26 protein-coding genes are annotated in these 24,581 nt (G+C 63.5%); 15 read left to right on the forward strand and 11 right to left on the reverse strand.

What is annotated here, in order from left to right:
• From AB5Y98_RS06300 to AB5Y98_RS06310, 3 genes are all read left to right on the forward strand, one after another.
• A complete protein-coding gene (locus AB5Y98_RS06300) occupies window positions 1-639 on the forward strand; it encodes a tetratricopeptide repeat protein (RefSeq protein ID WP_005298310.1) in 639 nt (212 codons plus the stop codon).
• A gap of 82 nt (window positions 640-721) precedes the next feature.
• The gene (locus tag AB5Y98_RS06305; RefSeq protein WP_005298307.1) at window positions 722-1,411 is read left to right on the forward strand and encodes a response regulator; all 690 of its coding nucleotides are present in this window, start codon (window positions 722-724) and stop codon (window positions 1,409-1,411) included.
• Window positions 1,408-2,850: an ATP-binding protein gene (locus AB5Y98_RS06310; RefSeq protein ID WP_368231544.1), complete on the forward strand. Its 1,443-nt coding sequence runs from the start codon at window positions 1,408-1,410 to the stop codon at window positions 2,848-2,850. The genes AB5Y98_RS06305 and AB5Y98_RS06310 overlap by 4 nt, the downstream gene beginning before the upstream one ends.
• Window positions 2,851-2,932: 82 nt before the next feature.
• Here AB5Y98_RS06310 and AB5Y98_RS06315 read toward each other — a convergent pair whose 3' ends face one another.
• The 3 genes from AB5Y98_RS06315 to AB5Y98_RS06325 form a co-directional block, all read right to left on the reverse strand.
• Window positions 2,933-4,225: a phospholipase gene (locus tag AB5Y98_RS06315; RefSeq protein WP_123246765.1), complete on the reverse strand. Its 1,293-nt coding sequence runs from the start codon at window positions 4,223-4,225 to the stop codon at window positions 2,933-2,935.
• A 33-nt stretch (window positions 4,226-4,258) separates the two neighbouring features.
• The gene (locus tag AB5Y98_RS06320) at window positions 4,259-4,750 is read right to left on the reverse strand and encodes a CesT family type III secretion system chaperone (protein WP_139397246.1); all 492 of its coding nucleotides are present in this window, start codon (window positions 4,748-4,750) and stop codon (window positions 4,259-4,261) included.
• A gap of 123 nt (window positions 4,751-4,873) precedes the next feature.
• Entirely contained in the window at window positions 4,874-5,371 is a 498-nt protein-coding gene (locus AB5Y98_RS06325; RefSeq protein ID WP_005298299.1) for an ATP-dependent zinc protease, read from the reverse strand.
• A gap of 406 nt (window positions 5,372-5,777) precedes the next feature.
• Between AB5Y98_RS06325 and AB5Y98_RS06330 the strand changes: the two genes are divergently transcribed.
• The 6 genes from AB5Y98_RS06330 (at window position 5,778) to AB5Y98_RS06355 (ending at window position 11,399) form a co-directional block, all read left to right on the forward strand.
• Complete coding sequence (locus AB5Y98_RS06330) at window positions 5,778-6,821, forward strand: GMP reductase (RefSeq protein WP_005298297.1); 1,044 nt, start codon at window positions 5,778-5,780, stop codon at window positions 6,819-6,821.
• Between the two features lie 95 nt (window positions 6,822-6,916).
• Window positions 6,917-8,128: an elongation factor P maturation arginine rhamnosyltransferase EarP gene (gene earP / locus AB5Y98_RS06335; RefSeq protein ID WP_368231545.1), complete on the forward strand. Its 1,212-nt coding sequence runs from the start codon at window positions 6,917-6,919 to the stop codon at window positions 8,126-8,128.
• Window positions 8,129-8,173: 45 nt separating this feature from the next.
• Entirely contained in the window at window positions 8,174-8,740 is a 567-nt protein-coding gene (efp, locus tag AB5Y98_RS06340; RefSeq protein ID WP_005298294.1) for an elongation factor P, read from the forward strand.
• Window positions 8,741-8,879: 139 nt separating this feature from the next.
• Entirely contained in the window at window positions 8,880-9,506 is a 627-nt protein-coding gene (locus tag AB5Y98_RS06345; protein ID WP_368231546.1) for a DUF2238 domain-containing protein, read from the forward strand.
• A 66-nt stretch (window positions 9,507-9,572) separates the two neighbouring features.
• Complete coding sequence (locus AB5Y98_RS06350) at window positions 9,573-10,325, forward strand: DUF3530 family protein (RefSeq protein WP_017785051.1); 753 nt, start codon at window positions 9,573-9,575, stop codon at window positions 10,323-10,325.
• Between the two features lie 117 nt (window positions 10,326-10,442).
• Entirely contained in the window at window positions 10,443-11,399 is a 957-nt protein-coding gene (locus AB5Y98_RS06355) for a D-2-hydroxyacid dehydrogenase (RefSeq protein WP_005298289.1), read from the forward strand.
• Window positions 11,400-11,460: 61 nt separating this feature from the next.
• Here the strand turns inward: AB5Y98_RS06355 and AB5Y98_RS06360 are convergent, their stop codons facing one another.
• Together AB5Y98_RS06360 and AB5Y98_RS06365 are read right to left on the reverse strand one after the other, a co-directional pair.
• Window positions 11,461-11,928: a YMGG-like glycine zipper-containing protein gene (locus tag AB5Y98_RS06360; protein ID WP_005298287.1), complete on the reverse strand. Its 468-nt coding sequence runs from the start codon at window positions 11,926-11,928 to the stop codon at window positions 11,461-11,463.
• A gap of 209 nt (window positions 11,929-12,137) precedes the next feature.
• Complete coding sequence (locus AB5Y98_RS06365) at window positions 12,138-13,697, reverse strand: diguanylate cyclase (protein ID WP_368231547.1); 1,560 nt, start codon at window positions 13,695-13,697, stop codon at window positions 12,138-12,140.
• Window positions 13,698-13,985: 288 nt separating this feature from the next.
• Here AB5Y98_RS06365 and AB5Y98_RS06370 point away from each other — a divergent pair, with 288 nt between their 5' ends.
• The gene (locus AB5Y98_RS06370; protein ID WP_005298281.1) at window positions 13,986-14,588 is read left to right on the forward strand and encodes a nitroreductase family protein; all 603 of its coding nucleotides are present in this window, start codon (window positions 13,986-13,988) and stop codon (window positions 14,586-14,588) included.
• A gap of 46 nt (window positions 14,589-14,634) precedes the next feature.
• On the opposite strand, the gene AB5Y98_RS06375 is transcribed toward AB5Y98_RS06370, so the two are convergent.
• Together AB5Y98_RS06375 and AB5Y98_RS06380 are read right to left on the reverse strand one after the other, a co-directional pair.
• On the reverse strand, window positions 14,635-15,285 hold the full coding sequence (locus tag AB5Y98_RS06375) for an HAD-IA family hydrolase (RefSeq protein ID WP_368231548.1): 651 nt from the start codon (window positions 15,283-15,285) through the stop codon (window positions 14,635-14,637).
• Complete coding sequence (locus AB5Y98_RS06380) at window positions 15,282-15,527, reverse strand: hypothetical protein (protein WP_017780557.1); 246 nt, start codon at window positions 15,525-15,527, stop codon at window positions 15,282-15,284. The genes AB5Y98_RS06375 and AB5Y98_RS06380 overlap by 4 nt, the downstream gene beginning before the upstream one ends.
• Window positions 15,528-15,643: 116 nt before the next feature.
• Here AB5Y98_RS06380 and AB5Y98_RS06385 point away from each other — a divergent pair, with 116 nt between their 5' ends.
• Window positions 15,644-16,552: a LysR family transcriptional regulator gene (locus tag AB5Y98_RS06385; protein ID WP_368231549.1), complete on the forward strand. Its 909-nt coding sequence runs from the start codon at window positions 15,644-15,646 to the stop codon at window positions 16,550-16,552.
• 57 nt (window positions 16,553-16,609) lie between these two features.
• On the opposite strand, the gene AB5Y98_RS06390 is transcribed toward AB5Y98_RS06385, so the two are convergent.
• The 4 genes from AB5Y98_RS06390 to AB5Y98_RS06405 form a co-directional block, all read right to left on the reverse strand.
• Entirely contained in the window at window positions 16,610-17,566 is a 957-nt protein-coding gene (locus tag AB5Y98_RS06390) for a diguanylate cyclase (RefSeq protein ID WP_368231550.1), read from the reverse strand.
• Between the two features lie 162 nt (window positions 17,567-17,728).
• Complete coding sequence (locus AB5Y98_RS06395; protein WP_368231551.1) at window positions 17,729-18,391, reverse strand: excalibur calcium-binding domain-containing protein; 663 nt, start codon at window positions 18,389-18,391, stop codon at window positions 17,729-17,731.
• Window positions 18,392-18,507: 116 nt separating this feature from the next.
• Entirely contained in the window at window positions 18,508-19,074 is a 567-nt protein-coding gene (locus tag AB5Y98_RS06400) for a cysteine hydrolase family protein (RefSeq protein WP_274181508.1), read from the reverse strand.
• A gap of 33 nt (window positions 19,075-19,107) precedes the next feature.
• Window positions 19,108-20,271, reverse strand: coding sequence for an FAD-dependent monooxygenase (locus AB5Y98_RS06405; protein ID WP_368231552.1), 1,164 nt, complete (start codon window positions 20,269-20,271; stop codon window positions 19,108-19,110).
• A gap of 267 nt (window positions 20,272-20,538) precedes the next feature.
• On the opposite strand from AB5Y98_RS06405, the gene miaB reads away from it, so the two are divergent.
• From miaB to corC, 4 genes are all read left to right on the forward strand, one after another.
• Window positions 20,539-21,972 (forward strand): tRNA (N6-isopentenyl adenosine(37)-C2)-methylthiotransferase MiaB, encoded by a 1,434-nt coding sequence (miaB, locus tag AB5Y98_RS06410; protein ID WP_005298264.1) that lies wholly within the window; start codon window positions 20,539-20,541, stop codon window positions 21,970-21,972.
• A gap of 55 nt (window positions 21,973-22,027) precedes the next feature.
• Window positions 22,028-23,071, forward strand: coding sequence for a PhoH family protein (locus AB5Y98_RS06415; RefSeq protein ID WP_010633155.1), 1,044 nt, complete (start codon window positions 22,028-22,030; stop codon window positions 23,069-23,071).
• Window positions 23,068-23,532, forward strand: coding sequence for an rRNA maturation RNase YbeY (gene ybeY, locus AB5Y98_RS06420; RefSeq protein WP_042049679.1), 465 nt, complete (start codon window positions 23,068-23,070; stop codon window positions 23,530-23,532). The genes AB5Y98_RS06415 and ybeY overlap by 4 nt, the downstream gene beginning before the upstream one ends.
• Before the next feature lie 95 nt (window positions 23,533-23,627).
• Entirely contained in the window at window positions 23,628-24,512 is an 885-nt protein-coding gene (gene corC, locus AB5Y98_RS06425) for a CNNM family magnesium/cobalt transport protein CorC (protein ID WP_368231553.1), read from the forward strand.
• Window positions 24,513-24,581: the final 69 nt, after the last annotated feature.

Consider the following 24,581-nt stretch of genomic DNA (forward strand, 5'->3'; position numbering starts at 1 on the left):
ATGAAGCACGCCACTTTCCGCCCCCGTTTCACCCACGGCGCCCTCCTGCTGCTCATGCTGGGCTCGGGGATGGCCCAGGCCGCCGACGCCCTGCCCGTCATCCAGCAGCAGTGGGCGGTCTGTCAGTATCAACAGACCGGCAAGGCCAAGGAGAGCTGCCTCGAACAGCTGAGCAGCGAGGCCGATCAGGCCAGCGCCAAGGAGGCTTTTCGCACCGATCTGCTGATCTGGTCAGCCATCGTCAAGAGCACCTGGGCCGGCGCCAAGGGCGGGCTGGGTGCGCTCGGTCTGGTCAAGGAGGCCAAGGCCAAGCTGGAGATCGCCCTCCGGCAGGACCCCAAGGCACTGGACGGCTCCGCCTACACCAGCCTGGGCTCGCTCTACTATCAGGTGCCGGGCTGGCCGGTGGGCTTTGGCGATGACGAGAAGGCCGAACAGCTGCTCAAGCAGGCGCTGGCCATCAACCCCACCGGCATAGACCCCAACTTCTTCTACGGCGACTTCCTGCTGGATCAGGGCCGCAAGGCCGAGGCCAAGAGCTATCTGGAGAAGGCGCTGAGCGCCCCGCCCCGGCCGGGTCGCGAGCTGGCGGATCAGGGTCGACGCATCGAGATCCGCGACCGCCTCGACAAGCTGTAAATCCGTTCGGGATCAGCGGGCTATTTAAACTCTGCCCACCAGCTTGCATACTGGTGGGCAGCGTCTTTTGAGGGGAATAACAATGCGGATCCTGTTGGTGGAAGATGATGTGATGCTGGGCGACGGCATGGTGGATGCCCTGCGCAGCAGCGGCTACACGGTGGACTGGCTGCAGCAGGGGCTGCCTGCCCTGTCGGTGCTCAAGAGCGAGGAGTTTGCCGCGCTCATTCTGGATCTCAACCTGCCGGACATCGACGGCATCAGCCTGCTGCGCAAGCTGCGCCGGGAAGGGCAGACGCTGCCAGTGCTGATCCTCACCGCCCGCGACGCCCTGGACGACCGGGTGCTGGGGCTGGATGCGGGCTCCGACGACTACATGGTCAAGCCGTTCGCCCTGCAGGAGCTCAACGCCCGTCTGCGCGCCCTGGTGCGCCGCAGCAAGGGCCAGGCCCAGGCGGTGCTCGAATACGGCGAGCTGCAGCTCTATCCTGAGTCCCAGCAGGTCACCTATCGGGGCGAGCCGGTCAAGCTCACCCCCCACGAATACAAGCTGCTGCAGGAGCTCATCACCCAGAGCGGGCGGGTGCTGAGCAAGGATCAGCTGCAGCAGAGCCTCTACGGCTGGGACGAGGGGGCCGAGAGCAACGCGGTGGAGGTGCACATTCACCACCTGCGCAAGAAGTTCTACAGCGACCTCATCCGCAATATCCGCGGGGTCGGCTACATCATTCCCCAGCTTGAACAGGCACAGCGCCGGGACGGCCGGGCATGACACGTCCCCGCTCCATCCGCCGCTTTCTGCTCTCCGGCATCCTGGCGCTGGTCAGCGCCAGCCTGGCCGTCAGCGCCCTCATCGGCTATCTGGAAGCGAGCCACGAAATGGAGGAGCTGTTCGATGCAAGACTCGCCCAGTCGGCCCGCATCACCAACCAGCTGCTCGGCCGCTATCTGGAACAAAACGGCGAGCTGCCCGCCAACGGTACCGTCTATCAGGAGTGGGAGCAGAGCAACCCGGAGCCGTGGCAGAAAGACAAGAGCTTCAACCTGCGGGGGGAAGACAGAGAGCTCACCCCCTTCGGCCACGAGTTCGAGCGCAACCTCTACTTCCAGCTGCTGAGCGAGCAGGGCGGCATACTGCTGCGCTCCCCCAGCGCCCCCAGCCAGCCCCTCGGCACCCTGGCCCCCGGCTTCAACAGCGTCACCAAGGACAACCACGAGTGGCGCACCTTCACCCTCTACAACCAGGATGCAGAGACTTGGCTCATCGTGGCGGAGCGGGACGACGAGCGCAGCGAGCTGGCCAGCAAAATGGCCACCCTGACCATGCTGCCGCTGCTCATCACCCTGCCCTTCCTGCTTGGCCTGTTGTGGTGGCTCATCTCCCGCGGGCTGGCGCCGCTGCGCCAGCTGGCCCAGGCCATCGGTGAGCGCCACCCGGCCAACCTGAGTCCGCTCAACCTGAAGATCCGGGCCCAGGAGCTGACCCCGCTCACCAACGAGATCAACCGGCTGATGCACGCCCTTGCCGACACCATAGAGCGGGAGAAGCAGTTCACCAACGAGGCGGCCCACGAACTGCGCACCCCGCTGGCGGTGCTGCGCATCCACAGCGAAAACGCGCTGGCCGCCGAGGATGCCGAGAGCCGTCAGCACTCCCTGCAGAAGATGCTGCTGGCGCTCGATCGCAGCGATCGGCTGCTGCGCCAGCTGCTGACCCAGGCCCGCATCGACAACCAGCAGGGGCTGGAGCTGAGCGAGCTCAACCTGAACCAGCTGCTGCAGGGCACCCTGGCCACCCTGGCCCCCATCGCCCTGAAAAAGGATCAACAGCTGTCGCTGGAGGGCACCGAGCAGCTGACGGTGATGGGTCAGGCCACCCTGCTGGAGCTGATGTTCAGCAACCTCATCGACAACGCCCTGCGCTACACCCAGGCCCAGGGCGAGATCGTGGTCGAGGCTTGCCAGGAGGGGCACAGAGTCAGGGTCGACATTCGCGACAACGGCCCCGGCATCCCCACCGCCGCCCTGTCGCGCCTGTGCGAGCGCTTCTTTCGGGTCAATCCCCAGCAGGGGGACGGAGTCGGCCTCGGCATGGCCATCGTCTCGCGCATCGCCCAGCTGCACGGCGCCGATCTCGATATCCACAACCGGCCAGAAGGGGGGCTGGAAGTCAGCGTGCTGCTGCCCTCTCGCAATCCATCCCAGCCATGACCCTGAAACGACAACGCCTCCCATCGGAGGCGTTGTTCACACAGGTTGATGACGCAGAAGCAGCCAGGCTGCGGTCGGCAGCTCAAGCAAGCAGCTTGTCCAAACCGGCCGTTACGGCCTCCATTCGGTGACCACCGGAATGTTCTATGACATACCGCTTGCCCACCTGAGCAGAGGCATCCAGCCCGAAAATCCCGTGCTCAACCTTCTGACTCAGCGGATCGCCACTGGTATTGATATGGGTAACGTTGGCTTGATCAAGCTTGTGGGCGAGGCGATCCCGTAGCCCAACATGCAGCCCCATGCTGTTAAAGGCCGTAACCTTCAACCCGTGTTTGATGCCGGCATATTGCGCCAAGCCGCCCCCCAAAGAGTGTCCCAGCACCTCGACCTTGCCACCATGCTGCTCGGCAAACGCCTTGACCAGACGGTCTGCATCCTGAAACGCACTGTCCTTGATCCCGAGCGCCGCACCGGCATCGCTCTTTAGCGTCCCCGGCCGCTTGGTTGGCTGGGTACCAACAAATGAGAGCACCAGGGTGTCGTCACGCTTGTAGACAGCGACCTTGAGCGCAGACCAGGCATCCCCAGCCAGGATGAAGGGGTCGTTTTCACCCTTTTTCGCAACAATATGAAGGGCCAGCGCACTCCCGCTACCACCGGTTCCATCTTCACGCCGCGCCAGGATAGAAGGCGGTATGTCCGCCAGCGTAGCGTGATGATAACCAGCCGGCATCTCCCGATAGCTGCTGGAACAACTGACTCTTGCCAGCTGGGCGGCATCCATGACGGCACGAGCCCCTTCGGCAGTGAGTGGTTCCTGCTCCGACTTGGCTACGAAGGCAGGCTTGAGCACCTCTTTGGCAGCACTCAACGCCTGCTGTGACCCTTGCAGCAGTCGCTCCGACATTCCCAGGGGCAAATGGGAAGCCCCTTTCATCACGGCACCAGCCAGTCCCAATGAAGAGGAGGCAACCAGACGGGCGGCCGACTCACCCAGATTTTTCACCCCTGCAGCGCCAGCGGTCACAACGCCGCTGGCGACACTGCTGATGCCCCCAGTGATATTGGCCAGGCCCTTGATGAGGGCGCCTGTCCAGTAACGAGCCTTGCCTTTGGCACTCTGGGCATGAGAGTCATGACCACCCTGAATGGCAATGCCAATCTTGCGAGCCGGAGCACTGAGGGTCAGCCATTTGAGTGAGGTATTCAATACCTTGCCTGGCTGCACACGGGAACCGAACCCGAGGCTGGTATAGTGAGACGCCAGATTGTGGTGCACCTTGCTCTGACGAGACGAGGTCTGTACCTCGCCATGAGCATGAGAAGTAACTGTGGTGGTATGCAGGGGCTGCCCAATGTTTTGGATAGACATATTCTGTTCCTGATTAATACGAGCGGACACCCGTCAACATGGAATGATGACGCCGGACAACGGGGATGGACGCGAGGGACTCTCCTGCTGCGCGAGCACGCTCTGCAACTGCCCCAGCAACGTAACGCCGAGATCGAGAAATTCGCCCAAGATCTGCATGAACAGAGCGCTATCAAGCATTTCGATGAGAGAAGAAAAAGTCAGCACCAGGTGGTTACTGCGACTGTCCAGGCTGATCTGGCTGCCCCCGGTGACAAGGCCAAACATGTTCAGCTCGAGGGCTGCCCGAGTCAGGGTCAACTGGCCGTCGGTATCTTCCGGTAGGCGCAACAACGGGATATAGAGGTAACACGCTTGCAGCTCATCGTTGTCTGGCACCTCGACCAGGCACTCGCCATCCTGGCCGAACGGCACACGGCAGTGGCCATCACTTCCCAGGCTCAAGGCAACGCCCTGCTGCTCACCTGCGAGCGATAGCCATTCAGATACGGTTTGTTGGTAGGCTTTCACTATGCTCCACTCCATGCTCCATCCCTTGCGGGCGAATGGGCTCGCCCGCATCGAGGGTATGGTGCAAATGCTACCGCTGGCAGAGACAGTGTGATTTAGCTGTGAAACGCCGTTTTTTAGATCCGCGCCGAAATTGCTCTAGCGACAGCTCGGCTGCACCGTGAAGGTGCGGCTCGAATCCACCGCGCCGAGATCCGCCAGCAGGCGGCGCCCCAGCAGCACCGGATAGATCATCTTGCTGCGATCCCGCAGGGTGAACCACTCCTCATAGACCTTGTCGCCCAGACAGATGGACATGGTGACCGTGGGGCGCTGCTCCATGCCGCCGGCACCACGCACCGTCACCATGTGCTCCACCGGCCGCTCCAGGGTCTGGCTCACCTGCCGATCGGTATTGGCATCGGTCACCTGCAGGGTAAAGCGCACCCAGGGCTTGCCGTCACGCTTGAAGTGGCGCAGATCCCGCGCATCGAGCGAGGAGGTGAGCGCCCCGGTATCCAGCTTCATCTTCACCGCCACCCCACTCGGCATGATGAGCCCCTTCTCAATCCAGCCATAGATGGCGGGCGCCGGCGCGGCGAGGGCCGGCAGGGCGAACCCGGCCAGCAGCAGCGGTATCATTCGCAATCGGATCATCTCTACTCCTTGTCAGGACGGGGCCGACACAGGCCCGAGCCGCCCAGAGTGGGGATGGAAAGCGCCGCTGTCAACCGCTGAAAAGCACGGCAGACCAGCGAGTGACGAGTGGCCGGATGCGGTGCGTCAGCAGCCTGCGGTGACGGGGCAGAACAGTGTCATCAGAAGCTGACCAGGCAGGCAAGGAGGGAGGCAAGATTGGTGTTGGATGAAACCCGAGGCTGTGCTCAGGTTGTGACGCCAAAGGCTACCACAAGGCTTCGCGAATTATCAGTCTTGTTCCGGAGGGATTTTTGCCTACACTGTTGTAAACCGGAGGCCCTGAAAACCACCGGTTTTTTTGTGCCTGCCGAAAAGTTGCCACTGCAAAGTGACCTATCAAACAAGGCTCAATAAGGAATTCGTAATGCGTATCGAAGAAGACTTGAAGCTCGGTTTCAAGGATGTCCTGTTCCGCCCCAAGCGCTCTACTCTCAAGAGCCGTTCCCAAGTCAGCCTGACCCGCCAGTTCACCTTCAAGCACACCCAGACCCAATGGCAGGGCGTGCCCGTCATCGCCGCCAACATGGATACCGTCGGCAGCTTCGCCATGGCGCGTACCCTGGCCGGCTTCGAGATGATGACCGCAGTACACAAGCACTACAGCCTTGCGCAGTGGCAAACCTTCGTCAGCGAAACCGACCCGGCGCTGCTGGGCCATGTGATGGTCTCTACCGGCACCTCCGAGGATGACTTCAACAAGACCCGCCAGATCCTGGCCATGTCCGAAGCGCTGCGCTTCATCTGCGTCGACGTGGCCAACGGCTACTCCCAGCACTTCGTCGAATTCGTGCGCAAGATCCGTGACGCCTGCCCCAACCACGTCATCTTGGCGGGCAACGTGGTGACCGGCGAGATGGTGGAGGAGCTGATCCTCTCCGGCGCCGACATCGTCAAGGTGGGCATAGGCCCGGGCTCGGTCTGCACCACCCGGGTCAAGACCGGCGTCGGCTACCCGCAGCTCTCCGCCATCATCGAGTGTGCCGATGCGGCCCACGGTCTGGGCGGCCAGATCGTCGGTGACGGCGGCTGCACCTGCCCCGGGGATGTGGCGAAGGCGTTTGGCGGCGGTGCAGACTTCGTGATGCTGGGCGGCATGCTGGCGGCCCACGAGGAGTGCGGCGGCGAAATCGTCGATGTGGATGGCGAACCCTTCATGAAGTTCTACGGCATGAGCTCATCGAGCGCCATGGACAAGCACGCCGGCGGCGTCGCCGAGTACCGCGCCTCCGAGGGCAAGACGGTGCTGCTGCCCTACCGCGGCCCGGTGGAGAACACGGTGCGCGACATTCTGGGCGGGGTGCGTTCCACCTGCACTTATGTGGGTGCCAGCCAGCTGAAAGAACTCACCAAGCGCACCACCTTTATCCGGGTGCGCGAGCAGGAGAACAACGTCTACGGCAAGGAGTAACCTGCCGCAGCCACCGTCACGCGCTGACGGTTAGAAGCCAGCCAACCGGTGTGCTACCCTGCGCACCGGTTTTTTTGCATCTGGAACCCCGCGACATGACAAGCCCGCTTCCCCCGTTTGACTGGGACATCTTCTGCTGCGTAGTGGACAACTTCGGTGACATCGGCGTCACCTGGCGGCTGGCCCGCCAGTTGAAACGGGAAGGTGCGATCCCGGCGCAGGAGGGTGAAGTTCAGGTGCGGCTCTGGGTGGACGATCTGGCGAGCTTCGCCCGCATCTGCCCTGGGCTAGACCCGGCGCAGGAGAGCCAGTGGGTCGACGGCATCCATATCCAGCACTGGCATGAGACCCTGCCGGCCGACACCATCCCGGCCCGGGTGGTGATCGAGGCGTTCGCCTGTGAACTGCCCGCCTCCTTCGTCGCAAAGATGGCGAGCCAGCCAACCCCCCCTTGCTGGCTCAACCTCGAATACCTCTCGGCCGAGAGCTGGGTCGAGGATTGCCATGGCCTCGCCTCACCCCAGCGTCTCGAGAGCCAGAGTCTCGGCAGCCTGAGTCTCAACAAATACTTCTTCTTCCCGGGCTTCACCGCCAGAACCGGCGGCCTCTTGTGCGAACGCGGTCTCATCGTCGAGCGCGAGCGCTGGCAACAGGATGAAGCGGGACTGAACGCCTACTGGGCCAGCCTCGGCCTGCCCCCCAAACAGGAGCACGAGCTGCGGGTCAGCCTCTTTACCTACGAGAGCGCCGCCCTGACCAGCCTGGTCGAGTGCTGGTGCCAGAGCGCAATCCCCGTCACCCTGCTGCTGCCGCTCGGGCGCTCCCTCAACGACGTGCTCACCGGCGCCGGGCTGGCAGACGCCATCCCCACCGCCCGGGCGGGGGAGCTGCTGCGCTCGGGCAACCTCGCCATCAAGCTGCTGCCGATGACCGATCAGGCCGGTTACGATCGGCTGCTGTGGAGCTGCGATCTCAACCTGGTGCGCGGCGAAGACTCCTTCGTACGGGCCCAGTGGGCTGCCCGCCCCTTCCTCTGGCATATCTACCCGCAGGAAGAGCAGGCACACATGGTCAAGCTGGACGGCTTTCTCGACCACTATCTGGCAAAGCTGCCCACCGCCACCAGCCAGTGGCTGCGCGGTTTCAGCCACGCCCTCAATCAGGGGGAAAATACCCGCGAATGGTGGGCCCAATGGCCGGATCACGCCGCGATATGGCAGCAACATGGGCGACACTGGTCACATAAGCTGCTCCAGGACGGGGATCTCGTCACGAGGTTGGTGAAATTTTTAGAAAGCCGTATATAATCTGGCAGTTTTTATCCGTCCGTTTCACGAACAGGAATTTTTTACATGAAAACCGCACAGGAAATCCGCGCTGGTAACGTAGTCATGATCGGCACCGAGCCGATGGTGGTCCAGAAGGCTGAATTCAACAAATCCGGCCGTAACTCCGCCGTGGTCAAAATGAAGCTGAAAGGCCTGCTGAACGGCAGCGCCACCGAGACCGTCTTCAAGGCCGACGACAAGCTGGACGTTGTTCAGCTGGAACGTAAAGAGTGCACCTACTCCTACTACTCCGACCCGCTGTACGTATTCATGGATACCGAATACAACCAGTACGACGTCGAGAAAGACAACCTGGGTGACGCGCTGAACTACCTGGTAGACGGCATGGAAGATCTGTGTGAAGTGACTTTCTACAACGAGAAAGCCATCTCCGTAGAGCTGCCGACCACCATCGTGCGCGAAGTTGAGTACACCGAGCCGGCTGCTCGTGGCGACACCTCCGGTAAAGTGACCAAGCCTGCCCGTCTGAAGGGCACCACCTACGAGCTGGCCGTTGCCGCCTTCGTAGAGATCGGTGACAAGATCGAAATCGATACCCGCACCGGTGAGTTCAAGCGTCGCGTCAACTAAGTTGACCTCTTGGATCAGTGGTAAAAAAGCGAGCCGTCGGCTCGCTTTTTTTATGGGCACATCGGCCCCCAGGCTGTATTCGCGGCGCAAACATGGCTAAATGGGGCATGCTGGCTTTTGCCATCCCTCGGAGCGCCCCATGACATCCCTGCACAAAGCGCTGTTGTTGCTGTTGACCCTGCTACTGCTGCTCCTCTCCGGCTGGCAACCCTATGACAGGGCGACCTGGCTGATGGAGGTCGCGCCCGTGTTCATCGCCATGCCGCTGCTTGTCCTGACGCACCGCTCTTTTCCGCTCACCAGCCTGCTCTATCTGTGCATCACCCTGCACGCCATGGTACTGATGCTGGGCGGCGCCTATACCTATGCCCGCGTCCCGCTCGGGTTCGAACTGCAGCAGTGGCTCGAGCTCGGTCGCAACCCCTATGACAAGATTGGCCACTTCTTCCAGGGCTTCGTGCCCGCCCTGGTGTGCCGGGAGATCCTGCTGCGCGGAGATTATGTGCAGGGCCGGCGCATGCTGGCGTTTCTGGTGGTCTGCGTGGTGCTCGCCATCAGCGCCACCTACGAGTTCATCGAGTGGGGAGCCGCCCTGGCCCTTGGCCAGGGGGCGGATGAGTTTCTCGGCACCCAGGGCGATCCCTGGGATACCCAGTCCGACATGTTCTTCGCCCTGATTGGCGCCGTCACTGCCCTGCTGCTGCTCTCCCCCCTGCACGACCGCCAGCTGGCCGGGCTGGCAAGCCTCAAGCAACCGTCACGCTAGCGCTGCCACTTCCCCTTCAGAAATCCGGCCTGGTGCCGCTAACCCGAATAACCGGGGGAGCACACTATGGCCAGACTGTTCTTATCACTGCTGTTACTGACCCTGCTGGCAGGCAACCCCTTGCAGGCCAGCGAGGGCACACCGCTCACGCCCCTCGACTACTGGCAGAACAGCGACTGGCAGGGGCTGCCCAACAGCACCCAGATCGACAAGCAGACGGTGCTGTTCGCCAAGCATGACAGCGACAGCTATGTGGGGCTGGCCATCCTCTTGCCCGACTGGCAGCGCAGCGGCCAGCTGTGGCAGCTGACCCGCGCCCTCGGCCGGCTCGGCTTCGACACCCTGCTGCTGCTCCCCTCGCCCCAGCAGACCGAACTGGACCCCGCCGCCGAGAAAAAGCAGCAGGCCATCGACGACTTTCGCAAGCAGTTTGCCACCCGCATCAGCAAGCTGGGGGACGCCAAGCTGCAGGAGGGGGGCTTCAAGCTGATACTGGCGCAAGGCACCGGCGCCGCCTGGGCCACCAACCTCATCGCCAGCGAACAGCTGCCCGCCCCCGATGCGCTGGTGCTGCTCGACGGCTTCTTCCCCGACCAGCAGAGCAACCAGATCTTCGCCAAGGAGATCGCCCAGGCCACCATGCCGACCCTCGACCTCTATCAGGAGGATGGCGGACGCTGGCCGCTGCTGGCCGCCGAGGCGCGCAGAAGCGAGAGCCGCCGCAGCCACAAGCTCAACTACCGCCCCTACGCCCTGCTGGAACTGGATGAAACGCCGACCCGGATCCAGGGCTGGCTCACCCACCTCGGCTGGCTCTGACCCCAAAAATGCCGCCTGTCTCACATCCGGCGCGATTGCCAAGGCCTTGAGGTGCAGCAAACTGGCCCTCGGTCGCCGATGTTTGGCATCATGGACGCCTCAACGGCAGGAGGCTTCATGCAGCAAATTGTGTTTCTCGACAGCGATACCCTGGATACCGGCATCACCCTGCGCCACCCCGACTTTCCCCACCACTGGCAGAGCTACCCGAGCACGGCCCCCGAGCAGGTGGTGGAGCGGCTCAAAGACGCCAGCATCGCCATCATCAACAAGGTGCGCATCGGCGCAGCCGAGCTGGCCCAGCTGCCGGAGCTCAGACTCATCGCGCTGGCGGCCACCGGCAGCGACAACGTGGATCTGGAGGCGTGCCGCGCCGCCAACGTCGGGGTATGCAACATCCGCAACTACTCGGGTCCCTCGGTACCGGAGCACGCCATGGCGCTGATGCTGGCCCTGGCGCGCAACCTCTTCTGCTGGCGCCAGTCGCTGCTGGAGGGGCGCTGGCAGCAGAGCGGCCAGTTCTGCTTCTTCGATCACCACATCACGGATCTGCACGGCAAGCGGCTCGGCATCATCGGCAAGGGGACGCTCGGCCAGGCCCTCGGCGAGCGGGCCAGGGGGATCGGCATGGAGGTGCGTTACGCCCAGAGCCAGGTCGGCGCCAGCCACGACGAGGATCGACTGCCGCTGGACGAGCTGCTGCAAAGCGCGGACGTCATCAGCCTGCACTGCCCGCTCACCCCCTATACCCGCAACCTCATCGGCGAGCGGGAGCTGGGGCTGATGAAGCCGGGTGCCCTGCTGATCAACGTCGGCCGCGGCGGTCTGGTGGACGAGGAGGCCCTGCTGCGAGCGTTGGCCAACGGTCGCCTCGGCGGCGCCGGTTTCGACGTGGCAAGCGTCGAGCCGCCGCCCCCCGACCACCCCTTGATGAAGGCGCTGCAGTACCCCCACTTCATCCTCACCCCTCACGTGGCCTGGGCCAGCGAGGAGTCGATGCAGCGCCTCGCCGATCAGCTGATCGACAACATCAACGCCTTCGCCGAGGGGCGCCGCCAGCACCGGCTGGTGTGACCCCTCTGGCGGCCAAAACAAGAGAGGGGCCCATCGGCCCCTCTCTCAATGCTGGCGGCGATCAATCATCGTCGTGCCATCTGTGTTTCTTGTGCTTCTTGTGTTTCTTGTAGTGCCTGTGGTCATCGTCGTAGTAGCGATCGTTGCTCTTGTGGCCATCCCCGGTCTTGGCCCCGATGGCAGAGCCGCTGGCCCCGCCGACGCCGGCCCCGATCAGTTGGCCCGTGCTGCCGCCCACGCTCTTACCGATGGCGGCCCCGCCCAGCGCCCCGACGGCCCCGCCGAGGGCGGCTTCGTTCTTGTTGCCCTTGTTGGCCGTGGCCGCGCCGCCGGCCGCCCCGCCCAGTGCAGCACCCACCAGGGCGCCGGTGTCACCGCCCAGCTCCTTGCCGATCATGGTGCCGGCCACACCGCCCGCACCGCCGCCCAGGATGGTGTTGAGGGTCTCCGAGGCCTGCGCCGCACCGCTGGCCAGCAGCAGTGAGCCCAACAGGGCCAGGGCGCGCATGCCGTGCTTGTTCATCTCCATGGGGTACTCCTGTCAAACCTGATTAATTTCCCCGAACTATACGATTCCCGGCAAAGGGCGCCACTGTCGCAGCAGAGCGACACCGCCTCCCGCGCCGCCTTCGATGTCGGTCAATTAGCTCATAAGATATTGAATATAAATATGTAAATGACATCAGATGGAAATTGGACAGCGAACGGTGCTGGGACCCACCGAGCGGCAGCGGTCGCTTAGCCGTTATCCATATGACAGGATCTGTCAGCATCTCCGTCCGGCCGGGGCCACTGCGTCAGCGACCAGCCGTCGCGCCCCAGCCGTTTGCTCCGGTAGAGGCACTCGTCGGCCCGCTCGAACAGCAGGGCCCCGTCCTCCGGGCTGTGGGCGCCGCCCACGCTCAGGGTCACAGCCTCGTGAAACTCGCGCCAGCGCTGGTTGCGCACCCTGGCCAGCAGCCGGGTCAGCCCCGCCTCCAGCTCGCCGCGCGGCCAGGGCAGCAGGGCGGCAAATTCGTCCCCCCCGATCCGGAAGACTCCGCCGCTGCCAAGCTCGGTCACCAGCAGCTCGGCCACCCGGCAGAGCACGCCATCCCCCACCGCATGCCCCCAGCTGTCGTTGATGCGCTTGAAGTGATCCACGTCGAACAGCAGCAGCCAGTGGGGTGTCGCGCGCTCTTCCAGCTCAGCGCGACGCTGGGTGAAGGCTCGCCGGTTCATGATGCCGGTGAGGGGATCGTGCAGCAGCGCATCCTGCCCCTGCAGAAAACTCGCCCGCACCTGATCTATCTCGCTGAGGCTGTCGTGTACGAACCAGGTCTTCAGCCGGCCGGGTCTCCTGGCCTGGGTCGGATCCCGCACTATGCCGGTCAGCGAGCCCGCCACCAGCGCCTGCTCCTGATTGAACACCCGCACCAGAAAGTTGATGCTGCAAAACCAGATGGCAAACAACAGGAGCAGTGGCAGCGCCACCATCAGCAGGGCTTCTTCAAGGTCGTCATGAAACAGCCTTGGCGGCAGATAGATGTTGAGATCCCAGTCGATATCCTCCAGCTCACGGCGCAGATGGCTGCCGTGCCAGATCACCGCCAGCCCCTTGTCCGCGCCCCCCGGCTCGGCCGCTGACGGCTGATAGAGCCCCATGTTGCTGCCCACCACCAGCTTTCCGTCCTCCCGCGCACTGATGTAGATGGCCGCCCGGTTGCTGCCCATGGCCCGCTGCAACGCCTGTTCGATGGTGTTGAAGGACATGTCGACCATCAGCAGGCCGAGCAGTTGATCGTCCAGCCCCTTTACCCGCTTGATGAGGGTCAGGATCGGCTTCTGGGTGTCGAACGCCGGATAGGGGCCGAGCCAGACGAGATCCGCCCCCGGCATCGACAATGCCCGATACCAGGGCCGGCTGGCGGCACGATACTCGACCGGCTGCTGCCAGGCCGGGTAACTGCTGAGGCGATCCGTCTGCGGGTGATAGAAGTAGATGTAGTGGCTGTCGCGCTTGATCTGGTGGGCGATGGCCCAGAGCGGGTTGTCGGCCGGCTCGCCGCGGGCGATGGCGGCCTTGTCCAGCGACGCCTCCAGCACGGCGATCTGACGCTGGTTGGCCAGCACCAGCTCGTGGATCAGAGCCGCTTCGAGGGAGGAGAGCATGTGACCGTAGCCGGTCACCGTCTTGTCGATGCTGCGCAGATAGCTGGCCATCGCCAGGGTGAGGGTGACCACCAGCACCAGGGCCCCCAACAAGAGGGTAAACGAGGTCAACAGATAATAACGCCGACTAACCAACCACTGGATCATCAACACTCCGCAACAAAAACTGGAATGCGAGAATTTTATGGTGCTCAAACGGAATTATTCATTGATTGATATCAGCCGGATTTCGGCTAACTGACAAAAAACACATAAACGTGATACTGCTCATCCATACGGTAGATATGTATATCAACAAAAAGTAAAAACAGTGACCACTGTGCGTTGACGGCTAACCCGCAAGAGGGTGTTATAGTCTACAACTCGAGCAATCGGAGCCGGATGGCCTTGCCAAGGATCACCGAAGACGATTCCCCGTCAAACAAAGGAGATGTTATGAGCAGTCCGTTTATCGAACAGATCAAAGTACGTCGTACCATCTATGCCCTGGGTGACCAGGTTTCCCATACGCCGGAGCAGCTGACCGCCCTCATCCAGGACGCCATCAAGCACAGTCCCTCCTCGTTCAACTCCCAGAGCTCCCGCGCCGTCATCCTGTTTGGTGCCCAGCATCACAAGCTGTGGGACATCGTCAAGGCAGAGCTGAAGAAGATAGTGCCGCCGGAAGCCTACGCCCAGAGCGAAGCCAAGGTGAATGGCAGCTTCCGCGCAGGTGTCGGCACAGTGCTGTTTTTCGAAGATACCGACGTCATCAAGGATCTGCAGCAAAAATTCGCCCTCTACGCCGACAACTTCCCCATCTGGTCGGAACATGCCACCGGCATCGCCCAGTTTGCGGTCTGGACCACCCTGGCCCAGGAGAAGATCGGCGCTTCCCTGCAGCACTACAACCCACTCATCGACGAGGCGGTGCGCAAGGAGTGGAACCTGCCCGCCAGCTGGCTGCTGCGCGCCCAGATGCCCTTTGGCAGCATCCAGCAACCGGCCGGTGACAAGACCTTCATGGACGACGCCGAGCGTTTTCGCGTGTTCAAGTAATTGCCCCATCGCCAGTCAGGCCCCCGCTCGCGGGGGCTTTTTGTTGTCAGGTGAGCAGCGTCAGCTGCAGACCCTCAGCCTCCACCACCACACTCACCTGGCGCCAGTCCTGGATCAGGGCGCTGATGCCGGGACTGAGCCGCTGCCGGCCCCCCACCTGTACCACCCGGCAACCCGCCCGCAGGGCGCTGCTGATGCCGGCGGGCGCATCTTCAAACACCAGGCAATCGGCCGCAGCCAGCCCCAGACGCTCGGCCGCCAGCAGGTAGGGTTCGGGATCCGGCTTGCCGTGTTCCACATCCTCGGCCCCCACCAGCAGGGCGGGCAGCGGCAGACCGGCGCTGCGCAGCCTATGCCTGGCCACCCGCTGACTGGCGGAGGTCACCACTGCCCAGCGCTCGACGGGCAGACTTGCCAGCAGGGTCCGGGCGCCGGCGAGGGCCTCGGCCTGGCCGGTGTGATGGATCTCGAGATCGTCGAGCAGGGCCACCTCCTGCGCCAGGTCGAGCTGCGGGGCCAAGGTGCGGATCACCTCCCGCGAGCGCACCCCGTGGCACATGGCCAGTACCGGCTCGGGATCCAGCCGGTGGCGTCGACACCAGAGCCGCCACACCGTCTCCACCTCGCCGGTGGAGTGCACCAGGGTGCCATCCATGTCCAGCAGCAGGGCGCGGGCCCGCAGCGTGAGCATGCTCATGAAACGGCTCCGGCCACGGCGGGTTCGGCCCCGGCCAGAATATCGCCGAAGGCCCGCCGTTGGGCTGCCTGCTCATAACAGGCCAGCGCCTGCTCGGCATTGCTCGCCCAGACTTGCAGGGGACCCACCGCAAAGCCCTGCTGCAACAGGCTGGTCAGCAGCTCCCCCGTCTCCGGTGCAGCCAGCGGCTGGGCCAGCACCAGATCTCCCTTGATCAAAAACAGATAGCGTTCGGCAGGCATGAATGACTCCTTGTTAGCAAGCTGACGGGGCCGACAGGGCCCGCTTCAGGTCTATTAGAACAAGGCAGTTAGATAATTTATAATCACAAAATGGCCACTTTCGATAACCAAACAGAATGAAATTCGATTTGAGACAGCTGCAGGCCTTCGTGACCCTGGCGGAGACCGCCAACTACCGGGAGGCCGCCAACCGCCTGTTCATCACCCAGCCGGCGCTCACCAAGCAGATCCAGGGGCTGGAGCAGACCCTTGGCAGCACCCTGTTCAACCGGGGGCGTCACGGCGCCGAGCTGACCGCCATCGGCACCCAGCTGCTCACCCAGGCCAGGGCGCTGGTCGAGCATGGCAAGGGCTTTGAGCGCCACGCCCTGGCGCTGGCCAGCGGCATTGCCGGACGACTCAAGATTGGTTTCGGGCTGTCGAGCTTTGCGCTGGCGCCGGCGCTGGTGGTCCGCTTCAAACAGCAGGCCCCCGATGTGATGGTGCACCTGCAGGACATGACCTCCGCCATCCAGCAGGAGCGGCTGCTGTCAGGTCAGCTGCAACTTGGCTTCATGCGCCGGCCCCAGGCCCCGCAGCTTAGGGAGCACAGGCTGCTGACCGACCGGCTGGTGCTAGCGGTGCCGACCCAGATGACGCAGCCGGATCCGGCCGCCTTCGACATCGAGCAAGCCTTGGCCAGCCAGCCCTTGCTGCAGATGGTGGGGCACCGCTGCCCCGGCCTCAGCCAGCAGATCGCCAGCTTCCTCGGCGCCAACCGGCTGACCGGCATGGTGCAGGAGGCAGAAGATATCCAGACCCTGGTGGCGCTGGTGGCCGCCGGCATCGGCAACGCCATCCTGCCGCGCAGCGTCAGCTTCATCGCGGGCCGGGACGTCACCCTCTATCCCCTCTCCGGCCCCTGCTCCGAGTGGGAGATAAGCCTGGTGTGGAACCCCGACTTTGCCGACCCGATCCGCGACCGTTTCTTGCAATTGGTCGTCGATGCCCATCCCGAACCGCAGCCGGCCGGGCAACAGCGTTAACAGCAAGCAGAGTCGTTCATAGAGAGCAGGGTCACAGACAGGATAAAACGAGGAATATCAGGGGGATGGCAGGGTACTGCAGCTGACGCTGTGGCAACGATTCTTGCCCCCCTGCTTGGCCAGATAGAGCGCCATGTCGGCGGCGCTCAGCAGCTCCTCCTCCGAGGCGCGGGCCTGCTGCGGCAGCAGGGTGGCGATGCCGACGCTGGCGCTGAGCCTAAGGGTGTCCGCCCCCTGGATCAGCAGCTCGCCGATGCCAAGGCGAATAGCCTCCCCCATGCGGGAGGCGGCCTCTGCCCCGGTGTTGCCGAGGATCAGGGCAAACTCGTCGCCGCCGAAACGGCTCGGCAGATCGGTGGCTCGCTGGCAAAAGGTGCCCAGCAGCCGACCCACCTGCTGCAAGAAGTCATCCCCCACCTGATGGCCGAAATGGTCGTTGCACAGCTTGAAGTTGTCCAGATCCAGCATGATGAAGGAGAGCGGGGTCTGTTCGCGCATGCTGCGCCGCCACTCGTTGTGCAAAAAGCTGTTGAACAGCCGCCGGTTGGCCAACCCGGTCAGCGGGTCGTGCAGGGAGAGGTAGGCCATGTCCAGCTCCTGCAGCTTGCGCTCGGTGACGTTGATGTGGCTGATGGTGTAGAACTCGACCTCGATACCCGGGATGGCGGAGACCCGCATCATGAACCAGCGCTGGGTGTCCGGGCTGTGACAGGGGTACTCCAGATGAAAGTGCTGCTGTTCATGGCGCAGCACCCGCCGGATCCCCTCCGCCGCCATCAGGGCCAGCGGCTCCACCGAGTTGTCGCACACCCGCAAGTAGTTGACCCCCAGCCAGTCATAGCCTGCCGGCATGCCATTCTGCTCGGCAAAGCGGTTCCAGGCGAGGTTGGTGTAGTGGATGACGCCGTCCCGGTCGATCACCGAGATCTGCTCCTCCAGCGAGTTGAGCAGCGCGGCCAGGTATTGCGCCCGATCGGAGAAGTGAAACAGTGAGCCCTGAAAATAGTCCGCCATGACCGCACTCCTCACCCAAAAACGACGTCCCCGGCATGGCCGCAACAACCGGAGCCATCCCGGCCCGCCCGTGTGTTGCCAATGACCGGGGCCACACCTGCCATGACCCGACCAGCAAGATAATGATAGATGATCAACGACTTGAGTCAGCCCCCGGGTCCGCTAGTGGCCACACCACTGCCGCTCGCAGGGGATGCCGTCGCCCTCGCCGTCCATCCTGGTATTGGGGCAGTTTCGCAAAAACCAGGTCGCCTCCTCGCAGGAGGTCATCTGGGAGCAGTACTGCCGACCGTCGCACTGGCGGACGAAATTGGCGGTCTGCTGCGGGGTGTCCGAACTGTCGGCCTCTGCCTGGCTGAACGAGGAAGTGGAGGTAGGTGAGACCGACTCGGCCGAAAAACGGGAGTAGAGGGAGAAGATCCCGACCAGCACCAGCAGCGGGATGAGCTTGCCGCGCCAGTGGCTGCGGCGCCGGTAGGTGGGGCGAGGACGCCTCTGCTGCGGGGTAGGCCCGCTGCCCGCCGGGATGCGACTGCCCTCCGACATGCGGCGGCCCGCCGGCGTGGGTCGACTCTCATTGCCGTCTGCCAGCGACAGGGGGCGTTCGGGGAAAAACACCTGCTCGGCCCTGGGCTTGCCATCCTGGCCGGCCCCCACCAGGTAGGAGACCCGCTCCCCCGCCATGGGCGGCAGGCCGTCGCACTTCAGTGCCGAGATGTGCACGAACAGTTCGGCCCCTTTCGGGGCACCCTCGCCCTGCTCGGGCGCGATAAAACCAAAGCCGCGCGCCTCGTTCCAGCGCACGATCCGTCCCTGATAACGCATGTCCCCATCCTTGTGGCCATCGATGCTCGCTTCATGTTGCCCAAAATGGCTGCGGCCCGACAGGGGGCCGCAGACAAAATGTCAAAACAGTGAGCAAGCTCCGCTTGCCGCCGGGCTCAGGCCAGCTGGGCCACCTTGATGATCTCGGCGATGCGGCCGAGCAGACGCAGCGAGGCGTGGTGCTCGTTGGCATCCGCCGCTGCGCAGGCATCTTCCAGGATGGTGATGGCGTAATCCCGATCGTGACCCTCCCGCACCGCCGCCTGAATGGCCCAGCCGGTGCTCACCCCGCACAGATAGAGATGCTCGATGCGATTGGCCCGCAGCGCCGGCTCCAGCGCCGTACCGTAGAAGGGGCTGACCCTGGGCTTGGTCAGCACCAGATCGCCGGGTCGCACGTCCAGATCAGGGTGAAAGTCGGTGCCGCTATCGCCAAGCGACAGCGCCCCGAACTGGTGAGCCCGGCCAAACATGGGGGAGCCCTTGGGCTGCAGCAGATAGTGCGGGTCAAAGCCCACCTTGATCTGCACCACCAGCCAGCCGTGGGCGCGGGCATGGGCCAGCGCCTGGTTGGCGTGCGCGATGGCGTCCTGCTCCAGCACATGGGCCGCCGAGGCGGCGATGCGCCCGTCCGGGTGGGCGATGTCGTTGATGAAATCGATCACCAGCAATGCCTTGTTCATGGGCTCTCCTCCCTCATGATGGCGCCACGCGCCTTAAACCAGCCCCAGCGCATAGCGTAGCGCCATCTCCTTGAGCGGGCCCGCCTTGTCCGCCAGATTGAGGGCCAGGTTGCGGGCCAGCTTGAGGGGGCCTATCTCGTTGCTGAAGACGCCGTAGAAGAGATCCATCCCCGACTGCATCAGCAGGTTGTCCGGGCGGCGCCGCCGTTCATAGCGGGTCGCCAGTTCGGGCTTGTGCCACTCGGCACCGGCACTGTGCAACAGATCCGCCCAGCAGGCCACGTCCTTGAAGCCGAGATTGACCCCCTGCCCCGCCAGCGGGTTGATGGTGTGGGCGGCATCGCCCAGCAGCACCACCCGGCCGGCGTGGTAGTCGTTGGCGTGGCGGCGCACCAGCGGGAAGCTCCCCTTGCCGGTCGCGGAAAAACCACCGAGGCGAGCCGGGAAGTGGCGGCGCACCTCGGCGGCCAGCCCCTCGTTGCTCATGGCCGCCAGCGTCCGGATCCGGGCCGGACTGTCATACCAGACCAGGGAGCCGTGCCGGCCCGGCAGCGGCAGGAAGGCGCGCGGACCGCTCGGGGTGAACTGTTGCCAGGTGATGTCTTCCTGCTCGAAGTCGGTGTCGATGTTGATCAGCATGCAGTGCTGGCGGTATTCAAAACGCGACACCCCGATGCCGGCCAGCTGGCGGGTGCGGGATTCGGCGCCATCGCACGCCAGCACCCAGCGGGCGGCTAGCTCGCTGCCATCATCCAGGGTCAGCACCACCTCGTCCGCGCCCTGGCGCAGGCTGGTCACCGCTGCCGGGGTGTGGGTCTGGATGTTGGGGAAATCTTCCATGCGTCTGAGCAGCGCCAGCTGCACCAGCCGGTTCTCGATGATGTAGCCGAGCTGGGGCAGGCCGAGGTCGGCGGCGTTGAAGTGGGTGGCGAAGCCATCCAGCTCCCAGGTCTCCAACCGGCGATAGGGGCACAGCCGCATCTGTTGCAGGTGTTGCCAGGCACCGGCCTGCTCCAGCAGCGCCACCGAGGCCTGACTGATGGCGGAGACCCGCAGATCCAGCGGCTGCTCGGCGGCGTACTGCTCCGGCAACCGGGTCTCGATGACCCGGATGGAGAGGCCCTGCGCCGCCAGCAGACAGGCGGTGGCGGCGCCGACCATGCCGGCCCCGACAATGGCGATATCACACTGTTCCATAACTTGATTCCTGCAAGGGGTGGGCCCGGGCAAGGGGAGAGCGCAGCCGGACCGAATGGTCACATGATACCGCAAGGGGCGCCGAGAAACAGTGAAGGCCGTGGAGAATTAGTGCGCCAAATCAAGGAGAAAGCCGATGCCTGCCGAGGTGGCTACGGCTGCGTTCCGACCATGGCGGGCTGGATATTTGCTAGGCAGTCTCCGGATTGCGGAGTAAAATGCCCGGTCCTTTGACCATGCCGCATTCAAAACAAGTCAAGAGAAGCAATGAGCAAGAAACTTCACATTAAAACCTGGGGCTGCCAGATGAACGAGTACGACTCGTCCAAGATGGCCGACCTGTTGGATGCCAGCAATGGCTACACGCTGACCGAAGAGCCCGAAGAGGCAGACGTCTTGCTGCTCAACACCTGCTCCATCCGCGAAAAGGCGCAGGAGAAGGTGTTCCACCAGCTGGGACGCTGGAAAAAACTGAAAGCGAACAAGCCCGGTCTGGTGATCGGCGTGGGCGGCTGTGTCGCCTCCCAGGAGGGGGACAACATTCGCACCCGCGCCCCCTATGTGGACATCGTGTTCGGTCCGCAGACCCTGCATCGCCTGCCCACCATGATCAAGCAGGTACAGGAGGGACGTGGAGCCCAGGTGGACGTCGCCTTCCCCGAAATCGAGAAGTTCGACAGCCTGCCCGAGCCGCGCGCCGAAGGGGCGACCGCCTTCGTCTCCATCATGGAAGGCTGCTCCAAATACTGCTCCTTCTGCGTGGTGCCCTACACCCGCGGCGAGGAGGTGAGCCGACCGCTGGACGACGTGCTCTATGAAATTGCCCAGCTCGCCCAGCAGGGCGTGCGCGAAGTGAACCTGCTCGGCCAGAACGTCAACGCCTACCGTGGCCCGACCTTCGACGGCGGCATCTGCACCTTCGCCGAGCTGCTGCGACTGGTGGCCGCCATCGACGGCATCGACCGCATTCGCTACACCACCAGCCACCCCATCGAGTTCACCGACGACATCATCGAGGTCTACAAGGACACCCCGGAAGTGGTCAGCTTCCTGCACCTGCCAGTGCAGAGCGGCTCCGACCGCATCCTGACCATGATGAAGCGCCCGCACACCGTGCTGGAGTACAAGTCCAAGATCCGCCGCCTGCGCGCCGCCCGTCCCGACATCACCATCAGTTCCGACTTCATCGTCGGCTTCCCGAACGAGACGGACGAGGATTTCGAGGCCACCATGAAACTCATCGAGGATATCAACTTCGACATGAGCTTCAGCTTCATCTACAGCCCGCGCCCCGGTACCCCGGCCGCCGACCTGCCCGATGATGTCGACATGGAGGTGAAGAAAGCCCGCCTGAGCCGCCTGCAGCACGTCATCAACAACCAGGCGATGCAGATTGGTCGCGCCATGCTGGGCTCCACCCAGCGCATCCTGGTGGAAGGGCCCTCCAAGCTCGACCCCATGCAGCTGTGCGGCCGCACCGAGAACAACCGGGTGGTCAACTTCGAAGGCCCGCACACCCTGATCGGCGGCTTTGCCGACGTGGAGATCACCGAGGTGCGCCCCAACTCCCTGCGCGGCAAATTCCTGCGCGGCGAGAACGAGATGAACCTGCGCATCGCCACCGCCCCGAGCGAAATCCTGGCCCGCCGCCCGGACAACGTACCGGACCAGCTGGGCGTGGCCGCCTTCACTCCCCACTAATCTGTTCACTCCATCCGGCCCCGGCCGGATGGAGTCGCGTCAAGACGAGGACACTTTGAGCCGACACCTCTCGACCCTGAATCTGCATCTGGAACCCGCCGACAACCAGCGTCTCGCCAGTCTGTGCGGCCCGTTCGATGACAACATCAAACAGCTGGAGCGCCGCCTCGGCGTCGAGATCAGCTACCGCGACAACCACTTCCAGCTGCTGGGCAAGCAAGCCCAGGTGGACGCGGCCGCCGTCATCATCAAGCACCTCTATGTGGAAACCCAGCCGCTCAAGGGCGGCAAGGTGACCGACATCACCCCCGACATGGTTCATCTGGCCATTCAGGAGTCGCGGGTGCTGGAACAGGATGACGAGCCGGCGCCGAGCATCCCCTACGGCAAGGAGGTGACGGTCAAGACCAAGCGTGGCCTCATCAAGCCGCGCAGCCCCAACCAGGCCCAGTACATCGCCAATATCGTGCGCCACGACATCTGCTTCGGCATAGGCCCTGCAGGAACAGGCAAGACCTATCTGGCGGTAGCGGCGGCGGTGGATGCGCTGGAGCGCCAGGAGATCCGTCGCATCCTGCTGACCCGGCCGGCGGTGGAAGCGGGCGAGAAGCTCGGCTTCCTGCCCGGCGATCTCTCCCAGAAGGTGGACCCCTACCTGCGCCCGCTCTACGACGCCCTGTTCGAGATGCTGGGCTTTGAGCGGGTGGAGAAGCTGATGGAGCGCAACATCATCGAAGTGGCACCGCTCGCCTACATGCGTGGCCGCACCCTCAATGACGCCTTCATCATCTTGGACGAGGCCCAGAACACCACTACCGAGCAGATGAAGATGTTCCTGACCCGCATCGGCTTCAACTCCAAGGCGGTGGTCACCGGCGACATCACCCAGATAGACCTGCCCCGCAACCAGAAATCGGGCCTGCGCCACGCGCTGGAAGTGCTGCAGAATGTCGACGGCCTGTCATTCAACTTCTTCCAGTCCGCCGACGTGGTGCGCCATCCGGTGGTGGCCCGCATCGTGCAGGCCTACGAGGCGTTCGATGCCAAACAGGCGGCCGACAAAGTCGCCACCCACACCAGTAAAGAGAGTGCCCAATGAGCGTGACCCTGGATCTGCAACTGGCCAGTGCCAACAGCGACGGCCTGCCGAGCGAGGCCCAGCTGCAGGGCTGGCTCGACGGCACCATTCTCGGCTTCCAGCAGGAGGCCGAAGTGACGGTGCGCATCGTCGACGAGGCGGAGAGCAACGAGCTCAACCTCACCTATCGCGGCAAGGACAAGCCCACCAACGTGCTCTCTTTCCCGTTCGAGGCACCGCCCGGTCTGGAGCTGCCGCTGCTCGGCGATCTGGTGATCTGCCGCCAGGTGGTGGAGCGCGAAGCCATCGAGCAGGGCAAGCCGCTGATGGCCCACTGGGCCCATATGGTTGTGCACGGCAGTCTCCATCTGCTAGGTTATGACCATATCGAGGATGACGAGGCCGAAGAGATGGAAGCGCTCGAGCGCGACATCATGCAGGAGCTCGGTTTCGCCGATCCTTATCTGAACGACGAAGAGTAAACCGCGGGATGGTCATCGCCTTGAAACAGCCGATGCTCATCCTCATATAGCCACAACGATTTCAAGTGTGTTCATACGAGTAACCAAGAGAGAAAATGACCGACGATCACCCTAGTACCGGCTCGCCGAAGAAAACCTGGCTCGACAAACTCAGCCAACTCTTCCAGGGCGAGCCAAAAGACCGCAACGATTTGGTGGAAGTGATAGCCGACGCCGAAGAGCGCGATCTCATCGATCAGGACACCAAGGACATGATCGAGGGGGTGCTCGAAATTGCCGAGCTGCGCGTGCGCGACATCATGATCCCCCGCTCCCAGATGGTGACCATCGAGAAATCCCAGCCGGTGGACGAGATCCTGCCGGTGATCATCGAGTCGGGCCACTCCCGCTTCCCGGTGATCAATGAGGACAAGGATCACGTGGAGGGCATCTTGCTCGCCAAGGATCTGTTGCCGTTCGGGTTCGGCGGTCACCATGCCAGCGAGCCGCTGCAACTGGAGAATATCCTGCGCCCCACAGTGATCGTGCCCGAGAGCAAGCGGGTCGACCGGCTGCTCAAGGAGTTTCGCGAAGAGCGCTACCACATGGCCATCGTGGTGGACGAGTTCGGCGGCGTCTCCGGTCTGGTGACCATCGAGGACATCCTTGAGCTCATCGTCGGCGAGATCGACGACGAATTCGACGACATCGAGGACGAGCCGGACGAGATCCGCCGCATCAGCAAACGGGTCTTCTCGGTGAGCGCCCTCACCGAGATCGAGGATTTCAACCACTTCTTCGGCACCCAGTTCAGCGATGAAGAGGTGGATACCGTCGGCGGTCTGGTGATGCACGCCTTCAGCCACCTGCCCAAGAAGGGCGAGGAGATCGAGCTGGACGGCTACCTGTTCAAGGTGATGCATGCCGACAAGCGTCGTCTGCAGCAGCTGCAGGTGAAGATCCCCGACAACCATGTCGCGGCCCAGTCCGAGGCCCAATAAGCCCTGGTTCGAGTCAACAGCGCCCCGCCCGTCGGGGCGCTGTTCGTTTGACCACATGCCCCCTGTTTC

The sequence above is a fragment of the Aeromonas sp. s3 genome (genome assembly GCF_040907805.1).
GTDB classification, from domain to species: domain Bacteria; phylum Pseudomonadota; class Gammaproteobacteria; order Enterobacterales; family Aeromonadaceae; genus Aeromonas; species Aeromonas dhakensis.